This window comes from Bacillus songklensis, from assembly GCF_042649685.1.
Classification (GTDB): domain Bacteria; phylum Bacillota; class Bacilli; order Bacillales; family Bacillaceae_H; genus Bacillus_BA; species Bacillus_BA songklensis.
Map to the genome: position 1 here is coordinate 193358 of NZ_JBHRZT010000067.1, position 578 is coordinate 193935.

Sequence of the window (578 nt, forward strand, 5' to 3'; positions counted from 1 at the left end):
GGTGGATCCGCATTTATACAAAGCATCCCAAGGTGATATGAAGAAATTGGATGAAGCGGAACTCATTTTATATAATGGCTTGCACTTAGAAGGTAAAATGGGTGAAATTTTCGAGAAGATGGAAAAACAAAAGCCTGTTATTGCTGTTACACGTGATATTAAAGAGGAGGAATTGCGAACAGCAGGCGATGGAATACATGATCCGCACGTTTGGTTCAATGTCCGGCATTGGATTGCGGCCACGGAAACCATTCGCGATGTGTTAATCGAACAAGATCCAAAGAATGCGGATGATTACAAACAAAATGCGCAAGAATATATTGCTAAACTTGAAGAATTGGACACATATGTAAGAGGGCAGATTGCGACGATTCCAAAAGAAAGACGCGTTCTTGTGACGGCACATGATGCATTCGGCTATTTTGGGGATGCTTACGATATTGAAGTAATGGGCCTCCAAGGATTAAGCACAGCTTCCGAATACGGTTCAAAAGATGTAAGCAAGCTTCGTGATTATTTAGTTGAAAAGAAAATTAAAGCCGTGTTTGTGGAATCAAGTGTACCGAAAAAAGCGATTG

General features: G+C 40.8%; 1 protein-coding gene. It reads left to right on the plus strand.

Features of this window, described 5'->3' with window-relative positions:
• Positions 1 to 578: metal ABC transporter solute-binding protein, Zn/Mn family (locus ACFOU2_RS16150; protein ID WP_377916867.1), on the plus strand; the 578-nt coding region annotated here is incomplete at both ends.